This window comes from Streptomyces sp. 11-1-2 (assembly GCF_003595545.1).
Lineage (GTDB): Bacteria > Actinomycetota > Actinomycetes > Streptomycetales > Streptomycetaceae > Streptomyces > Streptomyces hygroscopicus_B.
In genome coordinates, this window is the sequence record NZ_CP022545.1 from 10,091,110 (window position 1) to 10,117,582 (window position 26,473).

25 protein-coding genes are annotated in these 26,473 nt (G+C 71.1%); 17 read left to right on the forward strand and 8 right to left on the reverse strand.

What is annotated here, in order from left to right; translation table 11 throughout:
• Positions 1 to 30 precede the first annotated feature (30 nt).
• The 4 genes from CGL27_RS43335 to CGL27_RS43350 all read right to left on the reverse strand — a co-directional run bounded on the left by CGL27_RS43335 (position 31) and on the right by CGL27_RS43350 (position 4,040).
• A complete protein-coding gene (locus tag CGL27_RS43335; protein ID WP_119993060.1) occupies positions 31 to 879 on the reverse strand; it encodes a fumarylacetoacetate hydrolase family protein in 849 nt (282 codons plus the stop codon).
• 11 nt (positions 880 to 890) lie between these two features.
• Positions 891 to 1,826 (reverse strand): catechol 1,2-dioxygenase, encoded by a 936-nt coding sequence (locus CGL27_RS43340; RefSeq protein ID WP_119993062.1) that lies wholly within the window; start codon positions 1,824 to 1,826, stop codon positions 891 to 893.
• Positions 1,819 to 3,330, reverse strand: a complete 1,512-nt coding sequence (locus tag CGL27_RS43345; RefSeq protein ID WP_119993064.1) for an aldehyde dehydrogenase — start codon at positions 3,328 to 3,330, stop codon at positions 1,819 to 1,821. The genes CGL27_RS43340 and CGL27_RS43345 overlap by 8 nt, the downstream gene beginning before the upstream one ends.
• A 134-nt stretch (positions 3,331 to 3,464) precedes the next feature.
• Positions 3,465 to 4,040, reverse strand: a complete 576-nt coding sequence (locus CGL27_RS43350; protein ID WP_119994836.1) for a MarR family transcriptional regulator — start codon at positions 4,038 to 4,040, stop codon at positions 3,465 to 3,467.
• Positions 4,041 to 4,234: 194 nt separating this feature from the next.
• On the opposite strand from CGL27_RS43350, the gene CGL27_RS43355 reads away from it, so the two are divergent.
• Positions 4,235 to 5,596, forward strand: coding sequence for a glutamine synthetase family protein (locus CGL27_RS43355; RefSeq protein ID WP_119993066.1), 1,362 nt, complete (start codon positions 4,235 to 4,237; stop codon positions 5,594 to 5,596).
• Positions 5,597 to 5,648: 52 nt separating this feature from the next.
• Here CGL27_RS43355 and CGL27_RS43360 read toward each other — a convergent pair whose 3' ends face one another.
• Both CGL27_RS43360 and CGL27_RS43365 read right to left on the reverse strand, forming a co-directional pair.
• A complete protein-coding gene (locus tag CGL27_RS43360) occupies positions 5,649 to 6,380 on the reverse strand; it encodes an alpha/beta hydrolase (RefSeq protein ID WP_119993067.1) in 732 nt (243 codons plus the stop codon).
• A 133-nt stretch (positions 6,381 to 6,513) separates the two neighbouring features.
• The gene (locus tag CGL27_RS43365) at positions 6,514 to 7,461 is read right to left on the reverse strand and encodes a LysR substrate-binding domain-containing protein (RefSeq protein ID WP_119993069.1); all 948 of its coding nucleotides are present in this window, start codon (positions 7,459 to 7,461) and stop codon (positions 6,514 to 6,516) included.
• A gap of 110 nt (positions 7,462 to 7,571) precedes the next feature.
• Between CGL27_RS43365 and CGL27_RS43370 the strand changes: the two genes are divergently transcribed.
• The 5 genes from CGL27_RS43370 (at position 7,572) to CGL27_RS43390 (ending at position 12,672) form a co-directional block, all read left to right on the forward strand.
• Complete coding sequence (locus CGL27_RS43370) at positions 7,572 to 8,885, forward strand: aspartate aminotransferase family protein (RefSeq protein WP_119993071.1); 1,314 nt, start codon at positions 7,572 to 7,574, stop codon at positions 8,883 to 8,885.
• Positions 8,886 to 8,990: 105 nt separating this feature from the next.
• Positions 8,991 to 9,917 carry an ABC transporter ATP-binding protein gene (locus CGL27_RS43375; RefSeq protein ID WP_078645480.1) on the forward strand — a complete coding sequence of 309 codons (927 nt, stop codon included), beginning with the start codon at positions 8,991 to 8,993 and terminating at the stop codon, positions 9,915 to 9,917.
• Positions 9,914 to 10,729, forward strand: coding sequence for an ABC transporter permease (locus tag CGL27_RS43380; protein ID WP_078645482.1), 816 nt, complete (start codon positions 9,914 to 9,916; stop codon positions 10,727 to 10,729). The genes CGL27_RS43375 and CGL27_RS43380 overlap by 4 nt, the downstream gene beginning before the upstream one ends.
• Before the next feature lie 63 nt (positions 10,730 to 10,792).
• The gene (locus CGL27_RS43385; RefSeq protein WP_119994837.1) at positions 10,793 to 12,070 is read left to right on the forward strand and encodes a sensor histidine kinase; all 1,278 of its coding nucleotides are present in this window, start codon (positions 10,793 to 10,795) and stop codon (positions 12,068 to 12,070) included.
• Positions 12,067 to 12,672 carry a response regulator transcription factor gene (locus CGL27_RS43390; protein ID WP_119993074.1) on the forward strand — a complete coding sequence of 202 codons (606 nt, stop codon included), beginning with the start codon at positions 12,067 to 12,069 and terminating at the stop codon, positions 12,670 to 12,672. Before CGL27_RS43385 ends, CGL27_RS43390 begins: the two co-directional genes overlap by 4 nt.
• 5 nt (positions 12,673 to 12,677) lie before the next feature.
• Here the strand turns inward: CGL27_RS43390 and CGL27_RS43395 are convergent, their stop codons facing one another.
• Positions 12,678 to 13,688, reverse strand: coding sequence for an alpha/beta hydrolase (locus tag CGL27_RS43395; protein WP_119993077.1), 1,011 nt, complete (start codon positions 13,686 to 13,688; stop codon positions 12,678 to 12,680).
• Positions 13,689 to 13,902: 214 nt separating this feature from the next.
• On the opposite strand from CGL27_RS43395, the gene CGL27_RS43400 reads away from it, so the two are divergent.
• From CGL27_RS43400 to CGL27_RS43435, 9 genes are all read left to right on the forward strand, one after another.
• The gene (locus CGL27_RS43400) at positions 13,903 to 14,823 is read left to right on the forward strand and encodes a multicopper oxidase domain-containing protein (protein ID WP_240450839.1); all 921 of its coding nucleotides are present in this window, start codon (positions 13,903 to 13,905) and stop codon (positions 14,821 to 14,823) included.
• A gap of 122 nt (positions 14,824 to 14,945) precedes the next feature.
• Positions 14,946 to 16,100, forward strand: a complete 1,155-nt coding sequence (locus tag CGL27_RS43405; RefSeq protein ID WP_119993079.1) for an inorganic phosphate transporter — start codon at positions 14,946 to 14,948, stop codon at positions 16,098 to 16,100.
• Between the two features lie 30 nt (positions 16,101 to 16,130).
• Positions 16,131 to 16,364, forward strand: a complete 234-nt coding sequence (locus CGL27_RS43410; protein ID WP_078645489.1) for a hypothetical protein — start codon at positions 16,131 to 16,133, stop codon at positions 16,362 to 16,364.
• 20 nt (positions 16,365 to 16,384) lie between these two features.
• Positions 16,385 to 17,356, forward strand: coding sequence for a polyphosphate kinase 2 (gene ppk2 / locus CGL27_RS43415; protein ID WP_119993081.1), 972 nt, complete (start codon positions 16,385 to 16,387; stop codon positions 17,354 to 17,356).
• Between the two features lie 216 nt (positions 17,357 to 17,572).
• On the forward strand, positions 17,573 to 18,511 hold the full coding sequence (locus tag CGL27_RS43420) for a phosphate/phosphite/phosphonate ABC transporter substrate-binding protein (protein ID WP_119993083.1): 939 nt from the start codon (positions 17,573 to 17,575) through the stop codon (positions 18,509 to 18,511).
• Entirely contained in the window at positions 18,508 to 19,152 is a 645-nt protein-coding gene (locus tag CGL27_RS43425) for an ATP-binding cassette domain-containing protein (protein WP_240450840.1), read from the forward strand. Before CGL27_RS43420 ends, CGL27_RS43425 begins: the two co-directional genes overlap by 4 nt.
• Entirely contained in the window at positions 19,140 to 19,448 is a 309-nt protein-coding gene (locus CGL27_RS52640; RefSeq protein WP_240450841.1) for a hypothetical protein, read from the forward strand. Before CGL27_RS43425 ends, CGL27_RS52640 begins: the two co-directional genes overlap by 13 nt.
• The gene (gene phnE, locus CGL27_RS43430) at positions 19,449 to 21,281 is read left to right on the forward strand and encodes a phosphonate ABC transporter, permease protein PhnE (protein WP_119993085.1); all 1,833 of its coding nucleotides are present in this window, start codon (positions 19,449 to 19,451) and stop codon (positions 21,279 to 21,281) included. It abuts the gene before it with no gap.
• 242 nt (positions 21,282 to 21,523) lie between these two features.
• Positions 21,524 to 22,213, forward strand: coding sequence for a GntR family transcriptional regulator (locus tag CGL27_RS43435; RefSeq protein ID WP_205587843.1), 690 nt, complete (start codon positions 21,524 to 21,526; stop codon positions 22,211 to 22,213).
• Here CGL27_RS43435 and CGL27_RS43440 read toward each other — a convergent pair.
• Positions 22,203 to 23,549, reverse strand: a complete 1,347-nt coding sequence (locus tag CGL27_RS43440) for a family 43 glycosylhydrolase (RefSeq protein ID WP_119994838.1) — start codon at positions 23,547 to 23,549, stop codon at positions 22,203 to 22,205. The two genes, CGL27_RS43435 and CGL27_RS43440, sit on opposite strands and share 11 nt — an antisense overlap.
• Before the next feature lie 231 nt (positions 23,550 to 23,780).
• Here CGL27_RS43440 and CGL27_RS43445 point away from each other — a divergent pair, with 231 nt between their 5' ends.
• Positions 23,781 to 25,799, forward strand: coding sequence for an aconitate hydratase (locus tag CGL27_RS43445; RefSeq protein ID WP_119993088.1), 2,019 nt, complete (start codon positions 23,781 to 23,783; stop codon positions 25,797 to 25,799).
• A gap of 88 nt (positions 25,800 to 25,887) precedes the next feature.
• Positions 25,888 to 26,460, forward strand: coding sequence for a YceI family protein (locus CGL27_RS43450; protein ID WP_119993089.1), 573 nt, complete (start codon positions 25,888 to 25,890; stop codon positions 26,458 to 26,460).
• Positions 26,461 to 26,473 lie beyond the last annotated feature (13 nt).

Below are 26,473 nucleotides of genomic sequence, written 5' to 3' on the forward strand. Positions count from 1 at the left end.
GTCCACTCCTTGGTCACGACGAGCTTTTGTTCAGGGCCGCTTGGGCGGGCGGATGCCGCGGAACTCCCAGTCGCCGCCGAGGGCGGTGGACCGGACCTCCTCCGACTCGGTGGGCTGCGCGCCGATGTCGGTGCGGATGGGGGTCGGGCCGGTGACGATGTGGTTGGTGAGCCGGCCCAGGCCCTCCACCTCCACCTCCACGACGTCGCCGGGCTGTACGGGGCGGGAGTTGGCGGGCGTCCCGGAGAGCAGGACGTCGCCGGGGTAGAGCGTGATGGTGCGGGCGATGTCGGCGACGAGGTAGTGCATGTCCCACTTCATCTCGTCGGTGGAGCCGTCCTGCGCCGGCCTGCCGTTGACGTAGGTGCGCAGGTACTTGCCGTGGAAGTCCCAGTCGGTGACCAGCCCCGGACCCAGCGGGCACAGGGTGTCGGACCCCTTGACGCGGAGCATCGAACCGGCGTCGGTGTCCCGGAAGTCGTGCAGGCCGAAGTCATTGGCGATCGTATAACCGGCGATGTGCTCCGCCGCCTGCTGGGGCGCGATGTTCCGGGTGGTCTTCCCGATGACGATGGCGACCTCGCCCTCGTAGTTGAGCCACGCGCAGCCCTCGGGGCGGACGACGGCGCCCTGGTGGGAGTTGAGCGCCGAGGTCGGCTTGTGGAAGTACGTGGGGGCCGCGGGGAGCCGGCTCTGGAACTCGGCGACGCGGCTGAGGTGGTTGAGGTGGACGGCGATCACCTTGGAGGGGACCACGGGCGGCAGATGCCGGGCCTCCTGGGCCGTGACGCGGCGACCGTCGCCCGTGACGAGTGCGTCGCCCTCGCGGACGGTCTCCACCACGGCGCCGTCGAGGAGGATGCGGCGGTATTCGGGCATGTCGGCTCTCCTCAGACGGGGCTGTGCGGGGTGCGCGCGGTGGCGGAGGCGGGCGAGCCGGCGCCGGTCCAGCCGTCGGCCGGGCGGTCGAACCAGAGGTGGGCCTGACCGGTGCCGACGGCGTTCTCGTACGCGCCGTACTGGCGGGCCCGGGCGACGCACGCCCGCTCGCCGAGCGCACCGGCCATCATCAGGTAGTGGAAGAACTTCGCCTCGGGCCGGTACGTCCAGAACGTGTCCATGGTGTCGAGGACCTTGTCGTGGCGGCCCTCCTTGAACCAGGCGATGCGCTCCTCGTCGGCCGCCCTCGCCTCGGGGGTGAAGATATGGCGCGGGTCGCTGGACTCGTGGTCCCGGATCTCGCGCAGCGGCCAGAAGGTGTGCGAGAGGGCGCCGGAGGCGATCAGGAGAACACGGCGGCCGGGTGTGGCGGCGATGCCGTCGGCGAGCGCCCGGCCCAGCCGGAAGTGGTCCTCCATGTCGCCGGTCTGGCAGACCCCGATCGTCAGCCACCGCTTGCCGGGCAGGCCCTCGCCCAGGAACTTCCACAGGTTGACGGTGGCGTACTGGATCGGCAGATAGGCGTCGTCGATCGCGGTGATGAAGGTGGCGTGCGCGTCGGCGAAGTGCGTGATGGCGTGGGCGAGTTCGGGGTAGCCGGGGATGTCGTACGGCATCCGGCACATGCCGCGCGGCAGCTCCTCGGAGGTGTACAGCCCGGCGCGCCGCGGCTGGGCCGTCACGACGAACTCGACCGTGGTGGCCCAGTGGGAGTCCAGGACGACGACGGTGTCGTAGTCGTCGCGCTCGAAGACGTCCTCGCGGAGCTGCCGGAGGCCGGTGACGAGGGAGATCTCCTTGCCGTCGTTGAGCTCGCGCCGGGTCTCCTCCGGGAGCACGATGGTGGGGACATGGGCGAGCAGGCCGGCCCCGACGATCTCACCCATGGTCGTGGAATCCCTTCGGGGCCAGCACGCGGTTCTTCAGGTCGCAGTAGAAGTCGAAGCTCCAGGTGCCGCCCTCGCGGCCGACGCCCGAGAGGCGGGAGCCGCCGAAGGGCGCCCGCAGGTCGCGTACGAAGAAGCAGTTGACCCAGACCGTGCCCGCCACCAACTGGGCGGTGACGCGCTCGGCACGCCGGTGGTCGCCGGTGGCGACGGTGGCGGCCAGCCCGAAGCGGGTGTCGTTGGCGAGGTGGATCGCCTCCGCCTCGTCCACGAAGGTCTGCAGGGTCAGGACCGGGCCGAAGACCTCCTCCTGGACGACCTCCGAGTCCTGGGCGACATCGGTGAGGAGCGTGGGCCGGTAGTACAGACCGCCGAGCCGGGCGTGGGAGCCGCCGCCGAAGACCACGCGGGCACCGGCCGCGACCGCCCGCCGCACGAAGCCGTCGATCCGCTCGATCTGGCGGGGGTGGATGGTGGGCCCGATGTCGGTGGCCTCCTCGCGCGGATCGCCCTGCCGCAACCGGGCGACCTTCGCCACGAAGCGCTCGGTGAACTCGTCCGCGATCGACTCCTCGACAAGGAGGCGGGTGGCGGCAAGACACACCTGCCCGGCGTTGTCGAACTGCTCCACGGCCAGGTCGACGGCCAGCTCCAGATCCGCGTCCGCGAAGACCAACAGCGGTGATTTGCCGCCGAGTTCCAGGCTCAGCGGGGTCAGGTTCGGTGCGGCCGAGGCGGCGATGCGCCGGGCGGTCGCCACCGAGCCGGTGAAACTGATCCGGCGGACGTCCGGGTGGGAGGTGAGGTCGTCGCCGATCTCGGCCCCGTGGCCCTGGACGATGTTGAGCACACCGGGTGGCAGTCCCGCCTCGGCCGCGATGTCCGCGAGCAGCGAGGCGGTCAGCGGGGACCACTCCGCGGGCTTGAGGACCACCGTGTTCCCGGCGGCAAGGGCCGGGGCGACCTTCCACGTGGCCAGCATCAGCGGCGCGTTCCACGGGGTGATCAGCACACACGGGCCCGCCGGGTCCCAGCTGACGTGGTTGGTGTGGCCGGGCGCGGTGGGGCCGCCGGTGTGCGTGGCGAAGTCCTCGTGGCCCAGAGCCAGCAGCCAGTCCGCGAAGAAGCGGAAGTTGCGGGCGACGCGTGGCATCACACCCCGGCGGTGCGAGCGCAGAAGCGCGCCGTTGTCGGTGGTCTCGACGATCGCCAGCTCTTCGAGGCGCTTTTCCACCCCGTCGGCGATGGCGTGGAGGATGCGGGCGCGCTCGGCCCAGGGAGTGGCCGCCCAGCCGGGGAAGGCGGCCTTCGCGGCGGCCACGGCGGCCTCGGCCTCGGCGGGGCCGCCGCGGGCGATGCGGGCGAGGGTGCTGCCGTCGATCGGCGAGACGTCGGGGAAGGTGTCGGCGGACGCCACGCGCCGGCCGCCGATCCAGTGCCGGGTGTCGACGGCGACGCCGGCGACCCGCGCCTCGTGCACAGCTGTGTCCGGCTGTTGGGGCATGTCCCGATCCTCCAGCTTGTTTGGCCCCAAACAAGCTAACTCTGCCACGAGGCGGGGTCAAGGTTGCCGTGGTGGCCTTCGGCGGCCGGGTGCCGCGCCGGGAGGCCGCGCCGAGGTGCCGCCCCCGGGCGTGGTCACTGGCGGGAGCGGCGGCCCGAACGGCGCGGGGCCAGATCCCTTCCGTCGAGGAGCTGCCGTCGGCGCTCTTCGCCGTGCTCCTCCAGCTGGGCCACGATGGCGCGCAGCCCGTTGGCGAGCCGCAGACAGTCCTCGGCGCTGAGCGCGGTGGCGACGAACGCCTCTTCGGCGTTGAACGCGGGGAAGAGGCGCTCCATGAGCTCCTCGCCCTCGGGGGTCAGCGAGAGCAGGACGCGCCGGCCGTCGTCGGGGTGGGGCGCGCGGGCCACCAGGTGGCGTGACTCGAGAGTGCGCGCGATCCCGGTCAGTGTCCCCTTGGAAACGCCCGCCTCCTCCGCGACCGACCAGGTCTCTGCCTCGCCCCAGATCCACAGCACCCACATGACCACGAAGCCGGTCCAGGTCAGATCGTGCGGGCGCAGCACGGAGTTCTCCAGGTGCTGGCGAACGGCCGCGGCGGCGCGGTGGATGTTGGCGACGGCGGCCATCTGTTCGCGCTGCAACTCGAAGCCGCCGAGCCGTTCCTGGACGGCCTGTTCGGTCTCGGTGATGGATCGGCGGCGCCCGGGCACGATGGCATCCTCCTCGGCTGCGGGCGGCAAGGGCCGCCGTGTCATTCGTTCGCGATCAAATGTAGCCCCGGGTGCGCCGGTCGCCGGGGCGTTCGCGCCCAGGTCGCATCGCGGCGATCCCTTGTGGACGGCCCGGCCGCCTCGTATCGTGTGGGCCCTCCCGTTTGGCATCAAATAACTTTGCGGAGCGACCATTGAGCGCCGAGACAGCCGACCGCGTCCGCCGGCGGACCGAGGCACTCGCCGCCGAGGGCATCGACGTCGTACGGGTCGCCTATCCCGACATGATGGGCTCCGACCGCGGCCGGGACATCCTGCTGCACCACCTGCCCCATGCGGTCGGCCATGGACTCGCCTTCAGCCGGGCCGTGTACCACACGGGCGCACTGGGCGATCACTCGCACATCCCGGGTGGTCTCGAAGCCGGTATGCCGGACATCCTCGTACGCCCCGACCTCACCACGCTCGTCGCGCTGCCGTGGGAACCGGGTGTGGCCGGATGCATCGGCGACGTCCGGGACCCGGCCACCGGACTGCCCGTGCCCGAATCGCCACGGGATCTGCTGCGGCAGGTCATCGGCCTGCTGATCGACGGGGACCTGACCGCGGTCGTGGGCCCGGAGCTGGAGTACGTCCTGCTCGACCCGGACCCGGACCCGGCCTCGCCCGTCGGCTGGCGGCGCTACGCCCCCGCCCCGGGTCACGTATATACGACCGGCCGCACGGGCGACCCGGACGGGCACCTTCTGCGGACCGTCCGGGCGCTGCACGCCCTCGGGCTCGACGTCAGCGGCGGCAACCGCGAGTTCGACAGCGGCCAGTTCGAAATCAACCTCAGCCACTGCGAGGCGCTGGACGCCGCCGACCGGGCCTTTCGCTTCAAGGCCGCCATCAAGGAACTCGCCCATGCGGAGGGCAGGTTGGCCACGTTCATGGCCAAGCCGTTCAACGACGGAGGCGGCTCGGGTTTCCACCTCCACCTCTCCCTCGTCGACGCGGAGGGCCGGAACGTGTTCGACGCGCCCCGGGGCGCCTACGGCCTGTCCGCCACGGCTCGCCACGCCCTGGCCGGGGTGCTCGCCCACGCCCCCGCGCTCTCCGCGCTCCTCAACCCCACCGTCAACTCGTACAAGCGCTTCGGCCCGGACACGACGGCCCCGTGGCTGATCAACTGGGGGCTGGACAACCGCAACGCCCTGGTGCGCATCCCGCCCGAGCGTGGCGGGGCCACCCGTCTGGAAGTGCGCCTCGGCGATGCCACCGCCAATCCCTACCTCGCCATCGCCGGTGTGCTCGCCGCGGCCCATCTGGGCATCGCCGCCGCCGAGGAGCCCCCGGCGCCGATGACCGGCCAAGGCCACGACCTGGGCACCGCCGCCGCGCTGCCGAGCGGCCTCGGCCGGGCACTCGACGCGCTCGAAGCCGACGACCGGCTCACCGATGTGCTCGGCAAGCCCTTCGTGAACGCCTTCCTCACCTTCAAGCGCGATGAGCTGGCCAGGTTCCAGCGATACGTCACCGACTGGGAGTTCCGCGAATACGCCCGGATCACCTGAGTGCCCCGGCACAGCCGCGCCCCGATCGGCGCGGCTGTGCCGGGGGGCGCTATCAGCCGAGGTGCCGGGCGAAGAACCGCAGCGCGCTGTCCAGCTCGAAGGCCGGGACGTCCCCGTGCCTGCCCGGGGTGGCGTGCAGCGTCTTCTCGGCCGAGGCCAGGGCGTCGAACAGCGCCAAGCTCTCGGCCCGCGGCACTCGTTCATCGTCCCACTGCACCAGGAACTCCACCGGGACGGTGATCCGCGCGGCGTCCCCGGCCGAGGCCAGAGCCCCACCCAGGCCCAGCACCGCCGCGCGGACCCGGGGTTCGGCGGCAACGAACGGAACGCCGAGTCCGCACCCCAGCGAGACCCCCCAGTAGCCCACCGGCCCGGCGCCGACGTGTTCGAGTCGCTGAACCGCGTCCAGGACCGCCCGCCATTCCGGGACGGTCCGGCGGGCCACGAGCGCCTGGAAGTCGGCGATGAGCTGGGCCAGTTCTTCTCCGGCCGCCACCCGGGCCTGGTTCTCGGTCGCGATCCGGTCGTACTCCTCGACCACCGGACGGTCGCCATGCCCGGGTACGTCGACCGCCACCACCGCGAAACCGCAGTCGGCCACGTAGCGGCGCGCGCGGGCCAGGATGTCGGGGGCCTTCTTGTGCTGACCGCCACCGTGCCCCATCAGGATCAGGGGACGCGTACCGGCGGCACCTTCCGGTGTCCACAGCACACCGGGAATCTCACCAAGGGTGAAGAGCTGTTCGCGGACACCGTCGGACGATGTCTCGGAGATGAAGCGCATGGCGTTTCAAGCCTTTCGGGATGCCTTCCGCGGGCACTCCCTGGACCATGCGGGGGAGGGAGGCCCGACCTGTCACAGCGTTGATCGGTCTCACCTCCTCGGTTCGCAGCAGCGCACGGCGGCACCGAAAATATCACGCACCGAAGCCACCCTGTTCCCGGCCGGGGCGCTGGTGCGGTGCGGACAGGGCCGGGAGTTCGGGGTGGTCGCGCAGCGCCGCGACGACCGCGTGCACCGCCGCGCGCTGCGTAGTGCCGCGGCGCACCGCGATGGCGACGTTGCGGTGCACCGGTGTGCTCAGCTCCCGGGTGGCGACGGCGTGGTCCGGTGTGATGGCGAGAGCGGGCAGCAGGGCGATCGACCGGCCCGACTCGACGTGTTGCAGCAGCATCAGATAGTTGCTGAACCGGCAGGCCACCCGGGGTTCGAAGCCCGACTCGCGGCACAGCCGTACGGTCAGATCCGCCATATACGACTGCGGTCGGTCACACGCCCAGATCTCCTCCGCGCATGCCGCGAGATTCACCGTCGTGCGGCCGGTGAGGGGGTGGTCAGGTGGCAGCACCAACACGATCGGGTCGGTTCCCAGGGGAATGATCTCGAGGTCCGCGCCCCATGAGAGGCCGACGTAGTCGGTGGTCGTGACGATGACGTCCGCCTCCCCCGAGCGGAGGGCCGGTCCGCTCTCGTGCGGCTCCAGCTCGATCAGTTCCATGTGCAGCCGCGGGTGGGTGGTGGCCAGGCGGGTCGCCGCCGGGACCGCGAGGGTGTAGATGGCGCTCTGGAACGCCCCGAGCCGTACGGTGCCGATGGGCTCGTCGTTCAGGGCGTGCAACTCGGCCTCGGCCTCGGCCATCTGGTCCAGGATCTCCCGGCCGCGACGGGCCAGCAGAAGACCGGCCGGGGTCAGCCGCACCTTCCGCCCGGTCCGTTCCAGCAGCCGGCATCGGGTCTCGGTCTCGAGGACCGCCAGTTGCTGGGACACCGTCGAGGCGCTCAGATGCAGCGTCTCGGCGACCGCGCGGACGGTCCCCAGGGTTTCCAGCAGGCTGAGCAGCCGCAGCCGGCCCGAGTTGAGCATGGGCCCGATTGTAGGTTCGGCCGTACGATCTCGCTGTACGGTTCCACCTGACAGAGCGGTCGGATCTGTGCGATGGACGCGCGCAGCGGCGCATCCCTACCGTCGTTCATATGCCTTCCGAGACTGCCGGTGCCGCCCCGGAGCGCCACCTCATCCGCTACAGCGGCCACGCCCCGTTCACCCCCGAGATCATCGCCCGCGCCGCGGGCACATCGGTGTTCACCGAGAGCGGTCGCGAGCTGCTCGATTTCACCTCCGGCCAGATGAGCGCGATCCTCGGCCACTCCCACCCGGCGATCGTCGCGACGGTTCGCGAGCAGATCGCCCTCCTCGATCACCTGCACAGCGGCATGCTCAGCCGCCCGGTCGTCGACCTCACCCGCCGGCTCGCCGAGACCCTGCCCGAGCCGCTGGAGAAGGTGCTGCTCCTGACCACGGGGGCGGAGGCGAACGAGGCCGCGGTGCGGATGGCGAAGCTCGTCACCGGCCGCCATGAGATCGTCTCGTTCGCCCGGTCCTGGCACGGGATGACCCAGGCCGCCGCGAACGCCACCTACAGCGCCGGCCGCAAGGGCTACGGACCCGCCGCGCCGGGCAACTTCGCACTGCCGGTCCCGGACCGCTTCCACCCCGACATCGTCGACGCCGAGGGCGCGCTCGACTGGCGCCGCCAGCTCGACCTGGGCTTCGACCTGATCGACGCCCAGTCGGTCGGCAGCCTCGCCGCCTGCCTGGTCGAACCGATCCTCAGCTCCGGCGGCGTCATCGAACTCCCGCCGGGCTATCTCGCCGCCCTGGCGCAGAAGTGCCGTGAGCGGGACATGCTGTTGATCCTCGACGAGGCGCAGACCGGGCTGTGCCGCACCGGCGACTGGTACGCCTTCGAGCACGAGGGCGTCGTCCCGGACATCCTCACGCTGTCCAAGACGCTCGGCGCGGGGCTGCCGCTGGCCGCCGTGGTCACCAGCCCGGAGATCGAGCAGCGGGCGCATGAGCGGGGGTTCTTGTTCTTCACCACCCACGTCAGCGACCCGCTGCCGGCCGCCGTCGGCAACACCGTCCTCGAGGTGCTGGTCCGCGACCGCCTCGATGAGCGTGCGCGCGGGCTCGGCACGACACTGCGCGGTCATCTCGACGCGCTCGCCACCCGCCACGACGCCGTCGGCGATGTCCGCGGCCGTGGGCTGCTGCTGGGAATGGAACTGGCCGGCGATCAGATCCTGGGCACCGGTGGCGCCGACCGGCTCGGCGCGGCCGTCACCCGGCGCTGCTTCGAACTCGGGCTGCACATGAACATCGTCCAGTTGCCCGGCATGGGAGGCATCTTCCGGATCGCGCCCCCGCTGACCGCGAGCGACAACGAGCTCGCCCACGGTGCCGCCATCCTCGACCAGGCGCTCACCGACGCCGTCAAAGACCTCTGACGGCATCTCCGGTGACGTATCTCCAGGGTTCGCATGACAGATGTCAGATGGACGCATGACAGACCGCACTGCCACCGGGTCCGCCGCGCCGGGAGTCTGGAATGCATGGACACTGTGATCGAAACCGCCGACCTACGGCGGCACTATCGGGGCTTCGAGGCCGTGCGTGGCATCGACCTCACGGTCGCCCGCGGTGAGCTCTTCGCGCTGCTGGGGACCAACGGGGCCGGTAAGACCTCCACCCTCGAGGTCTTGGAGGGGCAGGCCACCCCCACCGCCGGAACCGTCCGGGTGCTCGGCCGCGACCCGTACCGCGAACGCGCCGCCGTCCGCCCCCGTATCGGGGTGATGCTCCAGGAGGGCGGCTTCCCGACGGAGCTGACGGTCACGGAGACCGCACGCATGTGGGCGGGGTGCACCAGCGGCGCCCGCCCCGTGGCCGAGGCCCTGGAACTGACCCGGCTGTCCAAGCGGGGGGCGGTGCGGGTCAAGCAGCTCTCCGGCGGCGAGCGCCGGCGCCTCGATCTCGCGCTGGCCCTGCTGGGACGGCCCGAGGTGCTGTTCCTCGACGAGCCGACGACCGGCCTGGACGCGCAGTCCCGCCGCGAGACCTGGGAGCTGATCCGGGAGCTGAAGCAGCAGGGCACGACGGTGCTGCTCACCACCCACTATCTGGAAGAGGCCGAGCAGCTTGCCGACCGGCTGGCCATCATGCACGCGGGGCGGATCGCCACCTCGGGGCGGGTTGCCGACGTGGTCGCCGAGCGGCCCTCGCGGATGAGCTTCGAGCTGCCCCGGGACCACTTCCTGGGCGATGTGCCGCCGCTCGCACCGCTGGGTGTGACCAGCTACGAGGAGGCCGGCGGGACGGTCCGGCTGGAGACCACCGATCTGCAGCTCACGGCCACGGCGCTGCTGGTGTGGGCCCGGGACAGGGGTGTGGAGTTGCGCGGTCTCGACGCCCGGTCGGCCACCTTGGAGGAGGCGTTCATGGAGATCGCGAAGGGCCTGGACAGCGAGGAGGCACGATGACGACGTCAGCAGCCCGTACGGCACGTACGTCCGTGGCCACGGCCACCCGGCGCACCGCCGCCGACCGCATGACCGCCCTGGGCCGCGCCGAGCTGACGCTGCTGCTGCGCAGCAAGGCGTCCCTGGTCACCGCGGTGATCCTGCCCAGCGTGATGGCCTTCGCGATGCGCGGCACGGTCGAGGAGCTGGACCTGGGCGGCACCGGCCTGTCGGTGGCCACCGTCATGCTGCCCGCCGCACTGGCCACGGCACTGCTCTTCTCCGTCTACACCTACCTGGTCGGCGTGTACGTGGTGCGTCGCGAGGGCCTCGTGCTCAAGCGGCTGCGCAGTGGCGAGGTACGCGACTGGGAGATCCTCGTCGGCAGCGCGCTCCCGGCGTTCGTGCTGGCGGTCGTGCAGTCACTGCTGCTGACGGTCGGGATGACCGCGTTCCTCGACGCGGACGCACCGGCCGCGCCGCACCTGGCGGTGCTCGGACTGCTCGGCGGAGTGGCGATGATGGTCGCCGGGGCGGCGCTGACGGCGGCTTTCACCCGGACATCGGAGAGTGCCCAGATGACGTTCCTGCCGTTCTTGCTGGTGACCATGGCCGGCTCCGGGGTCTTCGCGCCGCGTGAGGTGATGCCGGACACGATGGCCGACATCGCCGCCTGGCTGCCGTTCTCGCCGGTGATGGACCTGCTGCGGGGTGGCTGGACGGATGACCTGGCCGCTATGGATCAGCTCCGGGCGGTGATCCTCACGCTGGCATGGACGGGCCTGGCGGTGTTTGCTGTGCGTCGGCGGTTCCGCTGGGGACCGCGGAATTGAGAAGGGCGGGAGCCTGAGGTGGCGGAGCCCGAGGTGATGGAGCCAGAAGTGGCGGAGCCCGTGATGACAGGGTCCGAGGTGGCGGAGCCCGAGGTGTCGCGGCCCGCGGTGACGGGGCCGGGGAGCCTGAGCGTGGAGACCTGGGTGGAGCGGCTCGGGGGCCCGGACGGCCCCGAGCGCTACCGCCGCTACACCCTCGGCACCCTGGCCGCCTTCGCCGCCGCCGAGGCCGCGCTGTGGGCGTTCTGGATCAAGACGTCGGACGTCGGCACGCTCGGGTCGGCCCTGGTGGCGGCGGTGGGCGCGGCACACGTCGGCGCCCATCTGCTGCTCTCCCGCGCGGCCCTGCGCCGCTACCTCGGTGCCGGACCCCGCCCGGTCGGGCTGGTCGCGCTGTACGTCGTCGCCACCGTGGCCATGGCCGCGGTGGGCTGCGCGCTGCTGGCCGCCGGCCGCATCGGGGACCGGGACCTGGTGACCTACCTGGTCTGGCTGATGATGTTCTACGCGGGCCCGCCGATGCTGGCACTGCCGACCCGCACCGGGGTGGTGCTGGTCGGGGCGGTGCCGGCGGCGGCGCTCGGCGCGGCGGCGGCGAGCGGGCTGTCGGGGGAGCTGCTGGCCTTCGCGGTCGGCGGGATCCTGTTCATGGTTCCGTTCATGGCCACGGGGATGCGGGTCACCGGCTGGAGCGTGCGGCTGATCGAGGAGCTCGCCAGGGCGCGGGCGACACAGGCACGGCTGGCCGTCGCGGAGGAGCGGCTGCGCTTCGGCCGTGATCTGCACGATGTGCTCGGCCGCAACCTCGCGGTGGTGGCGCTGAAGAGCGAGCTCGCGGTGCGGCTGGCGCGGCGGGGCCGGGAAGAGGCGGTGGCCCAGATGGAGGAGGTGCAGCACATCGCGCAGGAGTCACAGCGGGAGATCCGCGCGGTGGTACGCGGCTACCGCACCGCCGACCTGCTCACCGAGCTGGCCGGGGCCCGATCCGTACTGGAGGCGGCCGGGATCGACTGCCGGATCGAGAACGGCCCGGCGGCGCGGCTGCCCGCGCACACGCAGGCGGCGCTCGGCTGGGTGGTCCGCGAGGGCACGACGAACATACTCCGCCATGCGCAGGGCGCTTCGCGCTGCGAGGTGTCGGCGCGCGCGACGGTCTCGGGCTGGGTGGCGCTCGTGATGGAGAACGACGGGGCGGGCACGGCCCCCCGGCCCGGCACCGGCAGCGGCCTGCCAGGACTGCGCGAGCGCCTGGCCGAGGTGGACGGCACGCTGACCACCGAACTGCGACCGGGCGGGATCTTCCGCCTGACCGCGAGGATTCCCTGGGAGACGGCCGAATGATCAGGGTTCTGCTCGCGGACGACGAACACCTCATCCGAGGCGCCCTCGCCTCGCTCCTCGCGCTGGAGGACGACATCACCGTCGTGGCGGAGGCCGGAACCGGCGACGAGGCGCTGGCCATGGCCCGGGCACACCGCCCCGACGTGGCCGTCCTGGACCTGCGGATGCCCGGATGCGACGGGGTGTCGGTGGCGGCGACGCTGCGGGACGCGGTGCCCGAGTGCACGTCGATGATCGTCACCAGCCACGCCCGGGGCGGGGCGCTGAAACAAGCGCTGGGCGCGGGCGTGCGCGGCTTCGTGCCGAAGACGGTGTCCGCGCGGCGGCTGGCGGAGATCATCCGTACGGTGCACACGGACGGCCGCTACGTCGACCACGAGCTGGCGGCGGACGCCATCGCCGCGGGCGAGTCGCCACTCACTCACCGCGAGGCGGAAATGCTGTCGCTGGCCGAGGACGGGGCACCGGTGGCGGAGATCGCCTCCCGCGCCGCGCTGTCCCCCGGGACGGTGCGCAACTACCTGTCGGCAGCCGCGGCCAAACTCGGCACGGAAAACCGCCACGTGGCGGCTCGCACCGCCCGCGAGCACGGCTGGCTGTAGCCGCCCTACCTGAGCGAAGAACGCGACCGCCGACGTCGGCGGTGGCCGAGGACGAGGGCTCCACCGCCCAGCAGAAGGGCCGCCGCGCCCCCGGTCACCCACGCGGCGGCCGTGTCGGCGGGCCGGGACTCCTCATTGGCGCGGGAATCGGAAGGCTTGGCGGCGGGCGACGGCCGGGCCGAGCCGGTGGCCGTGGCGGCCTTGATGATGAGGTCGGTGACCTCCTGGGGGTGGGCGATCATGGCCACGTGGGAGGAGTTGATCTCCACCGTGTGAGAGTGGGCGCGCTTGGCCTGGAAACGCTCCTGCCGGGGGTTGATGGTCTTGTCCTGCTTGGCCACGAGGACCCAGGACGGGATCTGCCGCCACGCGGCCACCTTGGCCTTCTCCGAGAACGCGGTCGTAGCGGCGGGCCGTTGGGTCGCCGCCAGCAGCTTCGCCGTACTGGCCGGGAGGTCCGCGGCGAAGACCCGGTGGACCTTGTCCCGCTTGAGGTAGAGGTCCGTGCCCCGCATGCCGTCACCGGCCCGGTAGGGGACCGCCCTGGTGGCGGTGGCGAGCTCGCTGGGGAACCGGGTGGCCAGCGACTGGCCGCTCTCGCCCTTGTCGGGCATCAGGGAGGACACGTACACCAGCGACTTGACCCGGGGGTGGCCCGCCGCGGCCGAGCTGATGACCGCGCCGCCGTAGGAGTGGCCCACCAGCACGATCGGGCCCTTGACGCTGTCCAGGACGGAGGCGATGTAGGTGGAGTCGGTGTACAGACCGCGCAGCGGATTGGCGGGGGCGATGACGGGGTAGCCGTGGCGCTCCAGGCGTTGGATGACACCGTTCCAGCTCGAGCCGTCCGCGTACGCGCCGTGGATCAGCACCACCGTGGGCTTGCCGCGGGACGTGTCGTCCGCCGCGGCGGACGGGGCCGCCACGGTCGCGCACACCGCTACGGCGCACCCGGCCGCCGCGACGCGTGCGCGGGTCAGTCCGCGTCCGGAGCCGAGAGCCGGAGACGCCACCATGGTGTTCTCGCTTCCCTTGAGGTCTTCCTTCGAGGTGTTCCTTTGACGTGTTCTGAGAGCTTCGCCAGAGGTCTTCGCATGGGCTCGCCCTTGGGGCCATGCCTCCTCAACGTTCGCCGGACCCGTGGCACCGGGCCGCGCGGCAGGGTCCGACCGGGTGAGACGGGTGATCCACCGGGGTGACACCGCGCCGCGCCGCCGTACCCCCGTGGCCATGAGCGGCGCGCCGCTCGCCGCTCGCTCCGGCGGGCAGCGAAAGTACCTGCCGCCGGCACTGCGGCACGTCACCGAGCACACCATCGCGCTCAAGGACTTCCAGGTGCGGGGCGACGCGGTAAAGACCGAGGGACTGAAGATCGGAGCCCCCACCAACCGGACCGTCAACGGCCAGCTCAAGCCCACCATCCACATCCGGCCCGGCGAGACCCAGCTGTGGCGGCCGGCCAACATCAGCGCGAACATCTACTACAAGCTCCGCCTGCGGGGGCAACGGTTCAGGGTGATCGGACGCGACGGATTCCCCGTCGACCGCACCTTCACCTCCGACACCCTCCTCCTCGAAGCCGGCAGTCGCTTCGACGTGCTGGTCACCGGCGGCCGGGCCGGCCGCACCGTGCTGGAAACACTCCCCTACGACACCGGCCCGGCCGGCAACCAGTTCCCCCGGGCGAACCTGGCCACCCTGATCTCCTCGGGGAAGCCGGTGGCACGCGTGGCCCCGCCCTCGGCCTTCGCTCCGCCGGAGGATCTGAGCGATCTGCCGCTCGCCCGCCGGCGCACCGTCGTGTTCTCCGAGAACAAGGCGGGGACCAAGTACTACATCGACGGCAAGCAGTTCGACGCGCACCGGGTGGACCTCAGATCGAAGCTGAACACCACCGAGGAGTGGACCGTCGTCAACACCAGCGACGAGCAGCACTCCTTCCATGTGCACACCAACCACTTCCAGTTGATGAGCATCAACGGCGTACCCCACCACGGCCACAGCCTGCAGGACATCGCCAATGTGCCGGCCAAGGGCAGGCTCGTCATCCGGATCCGCTTCACCAACTACACCGGAAAGACGGTCCTGCACTGCCACATCCTCAACCATGAGGACATGGGCATGATGGCCATCCTGGACATCGTCAAGTAACCGGGCGGGCGCGCACGGCTTCCTCATTCGCCGGTGGTTTCCCATGAACTACGTGCACTGTTCTGGTACTGCCTTTGCCTCGAGTTCGCCGAGCATTGGCCTGAGCTTGTTTCCATGCAGGAATGGACCACATCACCTTCTTGGTGGCGGTCGTCATCATCACGGCCCTCGCCTTCGACTTCACCAACGGCTTCCACGACACGGCCAACGCGATGGCCACATCCATCGCCACCGGCGCGCTCACGCCCAGAACGGCGGTTCTGGTGAGCGGGATCCTCAACATCGTCGGCGCCTTCCTCTCCACCGAGGTCGCCAAGACCATCTCCGGTGGCATCGTCGATGACACCTTGGTCACCCCAGGCATGATCTTCGCGGGGCTGGTCGGGGCGATCCTCTGGAATCTGCTGACCTGGCTGGTCGGGCTGCCGTCGAGTTCGTCGCACGCGCTGTTCGGCGGACTGATCGGGGCCGTGTGGGTCGGTGCGGGCTCGCACGGCGTGCACTTCGACAAGGTTGTCGAGAAGGTGCTGATACCCGCGGTGGCCTCGCCGATCGTGGCCGGTGTCGCCGCGCTGCTGGCCACCTACCTCGCCTACCGGCTCACCGACCGCGCCCGCAAGAAGTCGGTGACCAAGGGCTTCCGGATCGGCCAGATCGCCTCGGCCTCGCTCGTCTCCCTGGCGCATGGCACGAATGACGCGCAGAAGACCATGGGTGTCATCACGCTGACCCTGATCTCGACGGGCTCTCTCGGCCACGACGCCGGTCCGCCGCTGTGGGTGATCGCCTCCGCGGGGCTCGCCATCGGCCTCGGCACCTACCTGGGCGGCTGGCGGATCATCCGCACCATGGGCAAGGGTCTGACCGAGATCCAGTCGCCGCAGGGCTTCGCCGCCGAAACCGCCTCCACCACCGTCATCCTCACCTCCGCGCACCTGGGCTTCGCCCTGTCCACCACGCAGGTCGCATCCGGCAGCATCCTGGGTGCCGGGCTCGGCCGACGGCTGGCGGAGGTGCGTTGGGGTGTCGCGGGCCGCATGGTGATCGCCTGGATGGTCACGCTGCCCGCCGCCGCGCTGGTCGGCGGCGTCTCCGCGAGCGTGGTCACCAACGGCGGCAACATCGGCGCGGCGGTCGTCGCCCTGGTCGGTGCGGCCCTCGCCGGGGGCATCGTGCTCCTCTCGCGCCGGAACCCGGTGGACGCGAAGAACGTCAACGACGCCCACGAGGTCACCATCCGCACCGAGCCGCCGACCAAGGTCGGCACGGCCGCGTAAGTCCCCCTGAATCACGGAGAGTTGAAAGCGATGCATCTCGACTGGACCGCACTCGGCCAGGTCGCCGCGGTGAGCATCGGCGTCACCGTCGCCGTGGTCGTCGTCTTCGCCCTCGGCGTCCTGGGCCTCGCCCGCGTGGAGACAGCCCGTGAGGAGAACGGCACCGGCTCCACCGTCGGCCTCACCCAGGCCGGCCTGTGCTTTGTGGCGTGCGCCGCGGTGGTGGCGTACGGAATCTATCTGATCGTGCCGCAGTTCCACTGAGAGCCGAAAGGAAGGACCGGATGACAACGCCGCCCTTGCTGTCCGAGCTGTCCGACCTGCGGGTCGACTACAGCGACCACGACGACCCCGTGCTCATCCGGCCGGACGGAAGCCCGGTCGACACCTGGCGGGAGAACTACCCGTACCCGCAGCGCATGGAGCGCAAGGAGTACGAGTGGCACAAGCGGCTGCAGCAGATCGAACTGCTGAAGCTGCAGAGCTGGATCAAGGAGACCGGACGCCGGCTCGTCATCGTCTTCGAGGGTCGGGACGCGGCCGGCAAGGGCGGCACGATCAAGCGCTTCACCGAGCACCTCAACCCGCGTGGCGCACGGGTCGTCGCGCTGGAGAAGCCCACCGAGCGCGAACGTGGCCAGTGGTACTTCCAGCGGTACGTGGAGCATCTGCCGACCGCGGGTGAGATCGTGCTCTTCGACCGGTCCTGGTACAACCGGGCCGGTGTCGAGCGGGTCATGGGCTTCTGCTCGCAGGACGAGTACCAGCGCTTCACCCGGCAGGCGCCGCTGTTCGAGCGGATGCTCGTGGACGACGGCGTCGACCTGGTGAAGTTCTGGTTCTCGGTGTCCCAGAGCGAGCAGCGCACCCGCTTCACCATCCGCCAGGTGGATCCCGTACGGCAGTGGAAGCTCAGCCCGATGGACCTGGCCTCGCTGGACCGCTGGGACGACTACACCGCCGCGAAGGTCGCCATGTTCCGGGAGACGGACACGGAGTACGCGCCCTGGACGGTGGTCAAGAGCAACGACAAGAAGCGGGCCCGCGTCGAGGCCATGCGCAGTGTGCTCGCCCGCTTCGACTACACCGGCAAGGACGAGGAGGTCGTCGGCGTCGCCGACCCGCGCATCGTGGGCGCTGCGGCGGGCCTGCTGGAGGCGGGCGAGGACGACACCAACGACACGAACGACAGCAACGACACGAACGACAGCACCGACGGCACCACCAACGACAGCGGTGACGTCGGACGGCGCTGACGCGTACAAAGCGAAACCAGGCAACCCGGGGGTCCGGCACGACCGTGCCGGACCCCCGGGTTGTCCGGTCAAGCCATCCGTTGTCTCCCGCATCGTTCAGACAGCCGTAACCGACGGCGAGGGGCGTGCACACCTGTTCTCCGCAAGGTGGGCGTTATCGCCGGTGCCCTCACCTCCCCGAGAGGCCCGAATCGCCCCACCGCTCGAAGGACGACCATGCCTCGCCACCTCCGCCTTCCCCTCGCCGCCGCGCTGCTGCCGCTCGTGCTCACGGCCTGCGGCGCCAGTGCCTCGGACAACGGCTCCACGTCGGAAGGACGGGATCCCGACTCTCTGGTGGTCGCGGCGATCCCGTCCGAGAACTCCACCTCCCTCGCCCAGCAGTACGCCCCGCTCGTCAAGCTGCTGGAGGCCGAGACCGGCAAGAAGGTCCAGATGCAGAAGGCGACCAGCTACGCCGCCGTCATCGAGGCGCAGCGGGCGCACAAGGCGGACGTCGCGCTCTACGGTCCGCTCTCCTACGTCGTCGCCAAGGACAGTGGAGTGGGTGTGAAGTTGGCCGGAGCGCTGGTCACCGCGAAGGGCGCCAAGCCGGGCTACAAGTCGTACGGCATCACCCGCAGTGGCTCCAAGGACATCAACAGCCTCGCCGATTTCAAGGGCCACAAGGTCTGCTTCGTGGACCCGACCTCGACGTCCGGCTACCTCTATCCGCAGGCCGGTCTGCTGAAGGCGGGCGTGAAGGCCGCCGACTACACCAAGGTCATGGCGGGCGGTCACGACGCTTCGGCGCTGTCGGTCGCCTCCGGCGACTGCGACGCGGGTTTCGCCTTCGACACCATGGTGGACAGCGACCTGATCAAGCAGGGCAAGCTCAAGAAGGGCGAGCTGAAGACCGTCTGGAAGTCCTCCGAGATCCCCGGCTCGCCCGCCGCGGTCTCCACCGACCTCACCGCGAGCCTGCGGAAGAAGATCATCGACGCGTTCCTGACCAAGGGCAACGCCGACTACATGGAGTCCAAGGGCTACTGCTCCGGCGACGGCTGCAAGATCGACGACAACTGGGGCTTCGCCGCGGTCAATGACTCCGACTACGACAGCGTCCGCGCGGTCTGCGACGCGACCAAGGACGCGCAGTGCAAGGACGGCTCGTGACGGCCCCGGCCCCCACCGCCACCGCGGCCACTGCCGCCACCGCCACCGCCTCCCCGGTCACCGCCGGGGAGCCGGTGATCCGGCTGGACGGGCTGACGAAGCGGTTCGGCACCGGCGCCGGCTCCCTGCTCGCCGTGGACGATGTGTCGTTCGAGGTGCGGCCCGGCGAGGTCGTGGCGCTGCTGGGGCTCTCCGGCTCCGGCAAGTCGACGTTGCTCTCGCTGCTCGACGGCCTCCAGGCGCCGACCTCCGACGACGGCACCGTCCTCGGCACCGCGCTGGCCCGGGCCGACCGGTCCGAGCTGCGCGCGCTGCGCCGCCGGATCGGCTTCGTCTTCCAGCAGTTCCACCTGGTCGGGCGGCTCAGCGTGCTGGAGAACGTGTGCACCGGCGTCCTCGGGTCGCTGCGCGGACCCCGGCTGGGGCTGCTGAGCTACCCGCGTGCGGTGCGGGAACGCGCACTGGACGGGCTGGAACAGGTGGGCCTGGCAGCACACGCCTTCCAGCGGGCGGACACCCTGTCCGGCGGCCAGCAGCAGCGCGTCGCCGTGGCCCGCGCCCTGATGCAGGAACCGGGCCTGCTGCTCGCCGACGAGCCGGTCGCCTCCCTCGACCCCGAGTCCTCGGCATGCGGCTGCTGACGCGCGTCGCCCGGGAGCGGGAACTGACCGTGCTGTGCAGCCTGCACCAGGTCGACCTGGCCCTGTCCTGGGCGCACCGGATCATCGGCCTGCGGTCGGGCCGGGTCGTCATGGACGTGGCCACGGAGGGCATCGACCGCGCGACGGTGATGCGGCTGTACGAGGAGGTGGCCGCCGGGAGCGCCGAGGGCGTGGCCGCCGCCGTCGCGGCCGGTTCGGCCGTCGCCCCCAGCCCCGCCTTGGCCACTGCTCCTGTCCCGGTCACCGCGTCGGCGGCGTTCACGAAGGGGGACTGAGTGTCCGTAGTCGACCATCATCCCCCGACCGCGCCCCCCGCCGCCCCCGGTCCTGGCCCCGGCGCCACGCGCCCGCACCGGCGGACCCTGGCCCGCCCCACCGCGGCCGGGCTCAGCGCGGCCACGGCCCTCATGCTGTGTGTGATCGGCGGGGTGTGGGCGTTCATCGCGCTCCGGCTCAATATCGCCACGCTCACCGACAGCGCCGACAACGCGGTGGCCTTCCTGTCTCACACGTTGCCACTGGACTTCCCGCCGGCCGGTGAACTGTTCTCGCTGATCTGGCAGACGCTGGCCATCGTGGTCTCCGCCACCGTGCTCTCGGTGGTGCTCAGTGTGCCGCTGGCCCTGCTGGCGGCCCGCAACACCACCCCGGGGACAGCCGCCCGTCTCGCCTCGCGCGGCGTGATCGTGCTCTGCCGCGCGGTTCCCGAGGTGGTCTTCGCCATCGCCGCCTTCCGTGTCTTCGGGCTGGGCGGGATGACCGGTGTGGTGGCGCTCGGTGTCCACTCCGTCGGCATGGTGGGCAAGCTGTACGCCGACGCCGTCGAGCAGACCGACGAGGGGCCGCGCACCGCACTGCGCGCGACCGGCGCCGGACGGCTGCAGCAGATCACCGCCGCGGTGCTGCCGCAGGCGCTGCCGTCCCTGGTGGCGACCGCGCTGCACCGCCTCGACATCAACCTGCGCGCCTCTGCCGTGCTCGGCTTCGTCGGCGTCAACGGTCTGGGGTACGCGCTGTCCACGGCGATCACCACCCTCGACTACCAGCGGGCGATGGCCATCGCCGTGGTCCTGCTGCTGCTCTGCTTCGTCGCCGAGTCGATCTCCGGCGCCATCCGGCGCACACTGCTCCAGGACGTCACCGCCGCGCGGCGGCCCCGCCGCCGGCGGCCGGAGCGCCAGGGTGCGCGCCGCGCCGAGCGGCCGGGCGGCACGGCTCCGGCCCGCCCGTCCTCCGGCGCCACCCCGGCCACCGCCGCTGGTGCCGACGGCATCACCGCCGCCATGGGCACCGAGGCACAGGCGGCCGACGGTGGCACGGCCGTACGCCGCGGCCTGCCACGCTGGGACGCCCGGCGGATCCGCCGGACCACCTGGCTGGTGCTCACCGTCGCCCTGGTCGTGGCCTCGGCCGTACGCTCCGGCCTGTCCTGGAACACGTTGCGGCGCGGCGCCGAGTCGTTCTTCCCGACGGTGGGCGACTTCCTGCCGCCCGGCACCGGTGGGATCGGCGGCCAGCTCTGGGCCGATCTGTGGGCCACCCTGCAGATCGCGCTCGCGGGCACCCTCATCGGGCTGGTCCTGGCGCTGCCGCTGGGCACCCTCGCGGCGCGGAACGTGGGGGGGTCGCCCCGGGTGGCCCGGTTCTTCCGTACGGTCATCCTCCTGGTGCGGGCCATCCCGGAACTCGTCCTGGCGATCGTCTTCGTCGTCGTGACCGGCCTGGGCGCGGTCTCCGGCGCGCTCGCCCTCGGCGTCGGTTCGGTCGGCCTGCTCGGCAAGCTGGTGGCCGACTCCCTGGAGGAGACCGACCCGGGCCCGGCCCGGGCCCTGGTCGCCACCGGTGCCCGCAGGCACCAGGTGTTCTTCGGATCCGTCCTGCCCCGGGCCTGGCCGGCGGTGGTGGGACACCTGCTGTACCAGCTGGACGTCAATCTGCGCTCGGCGACGCTGCTCGGCATCGTCGGCGCCGGTGGCATCGGCTACGACCTGCTGAACGCGGCCCGGGTCCTGCAGTTCCCGGTGGTCACCACCATCGTCCTGATGGAGCTGGCGCTGGTGCTGCTCATCGAGGGGCTGGCCGTCTGGGTACGCAAGGTGTACGCCTGACACCCGGCACCGGTGCCGGGCGCGACGCTGGTACCGCGCACGACCGCTCGCGCGAGGCCGCCGTCGCCCCCCAGGCGGCGGCCTTCGCCGTCCCGCCGACGGCATCCCGAGGACACAAGACCTGTCCCCAGCGTTCACCAGCTAGATGCGGAATGGTCCATTTCGCTGACTTGTCCGGACAACTCGCCGGGGTTCAGGGTGGCCAGGTGCCCAGTAGAAGTCGATATACCGAGATTGCCGAGGTGCTCGCCGCCGAGATCGCGGACCAGCCGGCTGATGTCCGGGTCGCCAGCGAGCACGAGATCGCCGCCCGCTTCGGCGTCAGCCGGGCGGCCGCCCGGTCCGCCCTGCAGGAGCTGGAGGGCCGCCATCTGGTCCGCCGGGTCCGGGGCGCGGGCACCTTCGTCAGCCGTCCGCTGGACTACGTGCTCTCCCAGAGCCGTGTCCCCTCGATGCACCAGACGATCCGCGAGGCGGGCGGTGAACCGCGCACGGTGGTGCGCGACGTGACCACCGTCCCGGTCACCGGCGCCATCGCCGAGCGGCTGGAACGTGCCGAAGGTAGCGCGGTCCACCTGCTGACCCGGCAGTCGTACATCGACGGCCTGCTCAGCGGCTGGTCCCAGGAGTGGATCCCGGTCGACATGCTGCCGGAGCTGGACGCGGCCGTGCACGCCGTGGAGTCGTTGGACACGATCCTGCGGCAGATGTGCGGGGTGACCCCGGTCCGCGCCTGGTGCCGGGTGAGCGGCGTGCTGCCCGACCGGCGGGTGGCGGAGGGGCTGGAGGCGGCGCACAACCGGCCGGTGTGGCTGGTGGAGAGCCTGAGCCGGGACGCGGCCTCCGGGCGTGCGGTGATGTGCAGCTCCACCTGGTCCCGCCCGGACAGTGTCCGGATCATCGTCGAGCTCGACGGCCCGGTCATCCCCTGACCCGATCCCGCTTCCGGCGCTGGACATACAGACGGTTGCCCTCCGGGCCGGTCCATTCCAGTCGCACCACACCGGGGACGGCGGCGTCGGCGATGCGTGACGGGTGCGACCAGTAGCCGAAGTTCGGATTGCGGAAGAACGTCGCCCACAGATGGCCGCCGTGATCCACGAAGAAGTTGTTGTGGCCCGCCCCGACACCCGCGGTCCAGCGCTGGGAATACGGCCCCTCGAAGGTGTCCGAGACGGCCACGACGGCGTCGTACTGATACTGCACATGGCCGGGGCCCGGTGGGTCGTAGGCGTAGCGCGTGCTGCCGTCGGAATCGATCGACGTACGGTCCCACGCGGCCTGGACGAGGTAGTACTTGCTCCGGTACTTGAACACGTACGCGCCCTCGAGATACGGCTCGGGGGAGTATGGCATCTGCCGGAACGTGGGGAGCTTGGTCGTCGGGTTGATGTCCTCCATGTCGTTCCGGAACGGTGCGTACAGGTCGTTGTGGAGCACCAGCCACGCGTCGTCGCCCTCGGTGTAGAGGCTGCCGTCGATGTGGTGGTAGGCGCCGGGCTCGATGAAATCCGGGCCTCCGATGAACGATTCGCCGAAGGGCTTGTCGAGGTTGCCCTCGACGAGCCGGTACGGGCCCTCGACCCCGCCCTCGCTCACCAGCAGGAACGAACCCACCTTCCGGGAGTGGTCGCCCATGCACGCGACGAGGTACCAGGTGCCGCGGAAGTAGTGCAGCTCCGGGGCCCAGACCTGGCCGCGCTTGCCGAACTGGTCGTCGTACCAGTACTCCTGCCACGGAGCGACGACCGTGCGCCCGGGCCGGTTCTCGCCGACGAACTCGGGCGACCACACCTTGCCCCGCTCGGCGCCGGGCCGGATGCCGGTCGTGTCCACCAGCCGCCATGGCCCGCGAAGCGACGGGGACACCCACACGAAGATGCCGTCGTTCCACGGGGCGGCCGCGCTGAGCCCGGGCACGCGGGTGGTGCCGGTGGCCACGTACATCGGACGGCCGTCCACGACAAAGCAGTTGACGTAGGTGTCCCGCATCCAGACCACGCCGCGCTCCCGGTCGCGGGGCCGCCGTTCGAGCGGGAGGACGAAGGAGTTGTCCTGGCGCGGCCACAGGTCCAGCCGGGTGTCCGCGAGGCCGTAGGGCTCGAGTTGGGGCCAGTTCGACGGGTGTCGCCCTATCGGCGGGGCCCCCGTGGGTGATGCCTGGGCCGCGGTCGCGGGCAGTCCCGCCGCGATTCCCAGGGTTCCGGCGACTCCGGTCAACAACGTCCGTCTGTCGATGTGCAACCTGTTCTCGGAGTTGGTCGGCATGGAGCACAGCATGCGAACGCCCGCTGATTTTCGTCAAGAGTCAGTACAAAAATGATCCGGAGGGGGCCGAATGGTGAGAGGCGGCTGCCGGCCGCGCATCCGCACCGCCGGGCCATGACCGTGGCCCCCCTGTGATGGGTGCAGTATGGGGGTATATGGCGGTATCTGGCGGGAACCCGCTGCGGGGCGCCCGGAGGGCCCGGACACTCCGCCCGGAAAGGCGGTGGATCTATGGATCTGCCCCGTGCTCGCGCGCACGGCACCGTGACGCAGCGACTGATCGGCGATCACCTGTTGTCCGGCCGCATGGAGCCGGGGGAGGAGATCGCGCTGCGCGTGGACCAGACGCTGACGCAGGATGCCACCGGCACGCTGGTGATGCAGGAGCTGGAGGCGCTGGCCCTGGACCGGGTCCGGACCGAGGCCAGTGTGCAGTACGTGGACCACAACATCCTGCAGGCCGACGAGCGCAACGCCGAGGACCATCTCTTCCTGCGCTCGGCCGCCCGCCGCTTCGGCCTGTGGTTCTCCAAGCCCGGCAACGGCGTCTCACACCCCACACACATGCACCACTTCGGCGCTCCCGGCAAAACCCTCGCCGGTTCGGACTCGCACACCTGCGCCGGCGGCTCTCTGGGCATGCTCGCGATCGGCACCGGCGGCCTGGAAGTGGCACTCGCCATCGCCGGACGGCCCCTCCACCTCACCATGCCCAAGGTCTGGGGCATTCGGCTGACCGGGGAGCTTCCTCCCTGGGTGAGCGCCAAGGACGTGATCCTGGAGCTGCTGCGCCGTCACGGAGTGCAAGGAGGCGTCCAACGTGTCCTGGAGTACCACGGACCCGGTCTGGCCTCCCTCACCGCGATGGACCGGCACGTCATCGCGAACATGGGGGCGGAACTCGGCGCCACCACCACCGTCTTCCCCTCGGACGAGGCGGTGCGCGGCTTCCTCGACGGGGTGGGGCGTGGCGATGACTTCGTCGAGATCGCCGCGGAACAGGACGCGTCCTATGACCTCGACGAGGAGATCGACCTGTCGTCCTTGGAGCCGCTCATCGCACGGCCCACCTCTCCGGGAAACGTCGTGCCGGTCAGGGAGGTGGCCGGAGAGCCCATCGCCCAGGTCGTCATCGGCTCCTCCGCCAACCCCGGATTCCGCGACTTCGCCGTCCCGGCCGCCATGGTGGCCCGGCGGCAGGTCCCGGCCGGGGTGAGCTTCGACATCAACCCGACATCCCGCGAGATCCTCCAGGACCTGACGCGCCGCGGCGCGACGTTCGACCTGATCGCCGCCGGTGCCCGGATCCACCAGTCGGGCTGTCTGGGCTGCATCGGCATGGGACAGGCACCGGCCTCCGGACGCAATTCCCTGCGCACCTTCCCGCGCAACTTCCCCGGCCGTTCCGGCACCGAGGACGACGCGGTGTGGCTGTGCTCACCGGAGACCGCCACGGCCTCCGCGCTGACCGGCGTCATCACGGATCCGCGCGACTGGGCCGACCGCCTCTCGGCGGCTCCTCCCGCGCCGGACCTACCCGACCCGCCCGCGAACAACGACGCCATGCTGGAGCCGCCGTTGCCACCGGACGAGGCCGCGCGCGTATCGCTGGAACGCGGCCCCAACATTTCCGCACTGCCGGAGCTGGATCCGCTGCCGGACAGCCTGCACGGCCCCGTCCTCCTCAAGGCCGGCGACGATGTCTCGACCGACGAGATCTCCCCGGCCGGAGCGGCCGCCCTGCCCTACCGCTCCAACATCCCCAAGCTGGCGGGATTCACCCTCACCCGGCTGGACCCCGACTACCCGCGGCGTGCCGAGGCGGTCCGGGAGGACGGCGGGCATCTCATCGTCGCCGGTGCGAACTACGGCCAGGGCTCTTCCCGCGAACACGCCGCCATCACACCGCGCTACCTCGGGCTGCGAGCGGTCATCGCCAAGTCCTACGCCCGCATCCACTGGCAGAACCTCGTCAACTTCGGTGTCCTGCCATTGGAGTTCGTGGATCCCGCCGACTACGAGCGCATCGAGACCGACGACCGGCTGCATCTGTCCGGGCTGCGCGGGGCCCTCTCCCCGGGCGGTGCCCCGACTCTTCGCGTCCGCAACGCGACCCGGGACGAGGAGTACGCCGTCCGTCACCGTCTCTCCCCCCGGCAGCGGGAAGCGGTTCTCGCCGGTGGCGTCATCCCCGCCATGACACGGCCTTCCGGAGCGGGACCGTCGGCGTCACACCGCCCCGGCGCCTGAGAGGTCGTCGGGCCGCTCGGCGGAGCGCCCCGCGGGGGTGTGCGACACATACCGGGAAAGCCCCTGGCCGTCGCGTACGGTGAGTGCTGTGACACTGAGTGAGGGAAACCATCGCCTCGGGCCGCCGGGCGGACGACTGCTGATCAAGACCAGCCGTACCGGGCTCGGGCGGAGGGCGGGGCACGATCTGACGATCGAGGCCACCCGCTGGTCCGGGGAGGCGACGGTGGTCGGCGGTGCCCCCGAGGAGTCGTCGGTGACCGTGACGGTCGAGACGGACTCGTTGAGCGTCCGGGAGGCGACCGGCGGGCTGAAGCCGCTCAGCGAGGGCGACCGGGCCGAGATCGAGCGGACGCTGGAGGGCAAGGGACTGCTGCACACCACGGAGCACCCCACGATCACCTTCCGCTCCACGCGGATCACCGGAACGCCCGAGTCCTTCGAGATCACGGGCGACCTCACCATCAAGGGCCGGACCCACCCGGTGACGGTGCACGGGAGCGGCGATCCCAAGGGAACGCTGCGCGGCTGGGCGTCCGTCACCCAATCCACCTGGGGCATCAAGCCGTACAGCGCGTTCCTGGGCGCGCTGAAGCTCTCCGACGAGGTCCGTATCGAGTTCGAAGCGACCGGGCCGGAGCCGGCACCCGGCCCCGGATAGTCGCCGGGGCCGG

Coding starts and splice junctions, on each gene's coding strand:
- CGL27_RS43340 (WP_119993062.1), bottom strand. CDS start 1,826: ATGGGTGAGATCGTCGGGGCCGGCCTGCTCGCCCATGTCCCCACCATC.
- ppk2 (WP_119993081.1), top strand. CDS start 16,385: ATGACAACGCCGCCCTTGCTGTCCGAGCTGTCCGACCTGCGGGTCGAC.
- CGL27_RS43390 (WP_119993074.1), top strand. CDS start 12,067: ATGATCAGGGTTCTGCTCGCGGACGACGAACACCTCATCCGAGGCGCC.
- CGL27_RS43370 (WP_119993071.1), top strand. CDS start 7,572: ATGCCTTCCGAGACTGCCGGTGCCGCCCCGGAGCGCCACCTCATCCGC.
- CGL27_RS43440 (WP_119994838.1), bottom strand. CDS start 23,549: ATGCCGACCAACTCCGAGAACAGGTTGCACATCGACAGACGGACGTTG.
- CGL27_RS43405 (WP_119993079.1), top strand. CDS start 14,946: ATGGACCACATCACCTTCTTGGTGGCGGTCGTCATCATCACGGCCCTC.
- CGL27_RS43420 (WP_119993083.1), top strand. CDS start 17,573: ATGCCTCGCCACCTCCGCCTTCCCCTCGCCGCCGCGCTGCTGCCGCTC.
- CGL27_RS43395 (WP_119993077.1), bottom strand. CDS start 13,688: ATGGTGGCGTCTCCGGCTCTCGGCTCCGGACGCGGACTGACCCGCGCA.
- CGL27_RS43410 (WP_078645489.1), top strand. CDS start 16,131: ATGCATCTCGACTGGACCGCACTCGGCCAGGTCGCCGCGGTGAGCATC.
- CGL27_RS43335 (WP_119993060.1), bottom strand. CDS start 879: ATGCCCGAATACCGCCGCATCCTCCTCGACGGCGCCGTGGTGGAGACC.
- CGL27_RS52640 (WP_240450841.1), top strand. CDS start 19,140: ATGCGGCTGCTGACGCGCGTCGCCCGGGAGCGGGAACTGACCGTGCTG.
- CGL27_RS43360 (WP_119993067.1), bottom strand. CDS start 6,380: ATGCGCTTCATCTCCGAGACATCGTCCGACGGTGTCCGCGAACAGCTC.
- CGL27_RS43385 (WP_119994837.1), top strand. CDS start 10,793: ATGACAGGGTCCGAGGTGGCGGAGCCCGAGGTGTCGCGGCCCGCGGTG.
- CGL27_RS43445 (WP_119993088.1), top strand. CDS start 23,781: ATGGATCTGCCCCGTGCTCGCGCGCACGGCACCGTGACGCAGCGACTG.
- CGL27_RS43345 (WP_119993064.1), bottom strand. CDS start 3,330: ATGCCCCAACAGCCGGACACAGCTGTGCACGAGGCGCGGGTCGCCGGC.
- CGL27_RS43365 (WP_119993069.1), bottom strand. CDS start 7,461: ATGCTCAACTCGGGCCGGCTGCGGCTGCTCAGCCTGCTGGAAACCCTG.
- CGL27_RS43375 (WP_078645480.1), top strand. CDS start 8,991: ATGGACACTGTGATCGAAACCGCCGACCTACGGCGGCACTATCGGGGC.
- CGL27_RS43400 (WP_240450839.1), top strand. CDS start 13,903: ATGAGCGGCGCGCCGCTCGCCGCTCGCTCCGGCGGGCAGCGAAAGTAC.
- CGL27_RS43380 (WP_078645482.1), top strand. CDS start 9,914: ATGACGACGTCAGCAGCCCGTACGGCACGTACGTCCGTGGCCACGGCC.